A 2,831-nucleotide genomic window follows, 5' to 3' on the forward strand; every position below is an offset into this window, starting at 1 on the left:
CTCCCAGCCGCCGACGGCGACCGAGACCGCGCGTACGCCCCGGTCCCGCATGCGGGCGGTGGCTGCGGCCATGCCGGCGTAGCGGGCCGTGCCGACGGCCTGCCGGGCCGCGCCCCACACGCCGCTGAGCGGGTGGAGCAGGACATACGTGTCCATGGCCCCGGTGGGTTCGGGGAGGTCGGGAACGACGGGGAGGTCCGCCTCCGTGGCCGGGCCGGCCGGCGGTTCGGCCGGGACGACCTGGATCACGGTGCGTACGGTGTCCCCGACCGGGGTCGCGGGATCGGCCGCGGTGCTGACGTCGTCCGCACCGTGCCGCTCCAGCCAATCCGCCAGACCCGCGGCGAGCGGCCCTTCGGCGCCCAGTACCAGGACATGACCGGGATTCCAGCGGACCTCCGGCGGGGCGGGAGGCGTGGTGCGGACCAGGCGCCGGGCGTAGGTGCCGTCGGCGCGTACCCGCACCTGGCTCTCGGTGCCGGTGAGGACGGCGCGAAGGCGGCCGGTCACGGTGGCGTCAAGTTCGGCGGGCAGGTCGACCAGTCCTCCCCAGCGTTGCGGCTGCTCCAGGCCGATGACCTGCCCCAGGCCCCACAGGGCGGCCTGTTCCGGGTCCTGTTCGGCCTCGGTCGTCGCACACCACAGGGGTGCCTGGACGCCGGCGGCGTCCAGGTTCCGCACCAGCGCCGCGGTGTCGGCGGGCGGCAGCAGGGAAAGCACACCGACGACGGGTCCGTCGATTCCCTTGAGGTCAGGACCGGTGGACACGGCTCCGGTGAGAACGTCGGCGGCCGGGTGACCGTGGTCGGGCACGACGACCACCCAACCGTCGAGCGAGGCGACGGCGCCCGGTTCGGGCAGAGCACGCCATTCGGTGCGGTAGGTGAGGTCCGGTGCCTGGCGCGGCGCTCCCGACCGGCCGGGTGCGGCCAGCCAGAAGTGCTCGTGCTGGAAGGGGTAGGTCGGCAGGTCGACACGGCGTCCCGAGCCGAGGACGGCCGCCCAGTCGACGTCCGCGCCGGCCGTCCACGCCTCCGAGAGGGCGCCGTGCAGGCGCTGTCGGCCGCCGTGGTCGCGGAGGAGGGTACCGACGGTGGAGACCGGGGTACCGGCCGTGGCGGCCGTGCCCTCGATCGCGGAGACCAGTACCGGGTGCGGTCCGACCTCGATGAACAGGCCGTGTCCGGTGCGCAGCAGTGCTTCGGTGGCCGCGTGGAACGCGACCGGTTCGCGCAGGTTCCGGTACCAGTACTCGGCGTCCATGGTGGCGCCGTCGATGGGCTCGGCGTGCACGGTGGACAGCAGGGGAACGGTGCCGGGGCGGGGCCGCAGGTCGGCCAGGGTGGTGAGGAGTTCGTCGCGCAACTCCTCGACCTGGGCCGAGTGGGATGCGTAGTCGACCGGGATGCGCCGGGCGCGCAGTCCGCGGCTCTCGCAGTCGGTGACGAGGGCGTCCAGCGCGTCCGGGTCGCCGGATACGACGGTGGCACCGGGGCCGTTGGCGGCGGCGACGCCGATCCGGCCCGCGTGGGGCTCCAGGAGGCCGCGGACGGTCTCCAGGTCGGCGGCGACCGACACCATGCCGCCCTTGCCTGCCAGGGACCGCCGGATGACCTGGCTGCGCAGCGCGACGGCCTTGGCGCCGTCCTCCAGGGTCAGCGCCCCGGCGACGACGGCGGCGGCGATCTCGCCCTGGCTGTGGCCGACCACGGCGTCGGGTTCGACGCCGTACGCTCGCCACAGCTCGGCCAGCGAGACCATGACGGAGAAGAGGGCGGGCTGGACGACGTCGACCCGGCGCAGTGCCTCCTCGTCGGCGAGGACCTCGCGCAGTGTCCAGTCGACGTGCGGTGCCAGTGCCCGGGCACACATGTCCAGGTGGTCGGCGAACACCGGTTCCGCATCGGCCAGTTCCAGGGCCATGCCGGTCCACTGGGTGCCCTGGCCGGGGAAGACGAACACGGTGCGGCCGGCGCGTGCCTCGCCCGTCACGACGTCCGGCGCGGTGTCGGGAGCTGCCAGCCCGGACAGCAGCGCGGCGCGGTCGGCTCCGAGCACGGCCATCCGCCGTTCGAAGCGCGGTTTGGTGGTGGCGAGCGACCACGCCGCGTCGGCCGGGTCGGTGTCCGTGTCGCGCAGCAGCCGGTGGAGGCGTACGGCCTGGTCGCGCAGCGCGCCGGTGGTACGGGCGGACAGCAGCAGCGGGGCCGGGCCGGTGAGGGTGGTGGGGGCCTCCGGGACGTCGGCGGGCTCCGGCTGTTCGAGGATGACGTGGGCGTTGGTGCCGCTCATGCCGAACGAGGAGATGCCGGCCCGGCGCGGACCGTGCCAGGGCCTGGCCTCGGTGAGCAGCCGCACGTTCCCCGCCGACCAGTCGACCTTGGTGGTCGGCTCCTCGGCGTGCAGGGTCATGGGCAGCGTGCCGTGCCGCATCGCCATGACCATCTTGATGATCCCGGCGACGCCGGAGGCGGCCTGGGTGTGGCCGATGTTGGACTTGAGCGAGCCCAGCCAGAGTGGCTCCTGGCGATCCTGACCGTAGGTGGCCAGCAGTGCCTGGGCCTCGATCGGGTCACCGAGGGCGGTGCCCGTGCCGTGCGCCTCGACGGCCTGCACCTCGGACGGTTCCAGTCCCGCGTTCGCCAGCGCCTGGCGGATGACCCGCTGCTGGGCGAGTCCGTTGGGGGCGGTCAGTCCGTTCGACGAGCCGTCCTGGTTGATCGCGCTGCCGCGGACCACGGCCAGCACCGGGTGCCCGGCGCGGCGCGCGTCCGACAGCCGCTCGACGAGGATCACGCCCGCGCCCTCGGCCCAGCCGGTGCCGTCGGCGG

1 protein-coding gene is annotated in these 2,831 nt (G+C 74.4%); it reads right to left on the minus strand.

The window, feature by feature from the left end:
• On the minus strand, positions 1-2,831 hold a 2,831-nt coding region (locus tag QR77_RS03335; RefSeq protein ID WP_078877741.1), incomplete at both ends, for a type I polyketide synthase.

Source organism: Streptomyces sp. 150FB (assembly GCF_000818195.1).
Lineage (GTDB): Bacteria > Actinomycetota > Actinomycetes > Streptomycetales > Streptomycetaceae > Streptomyces.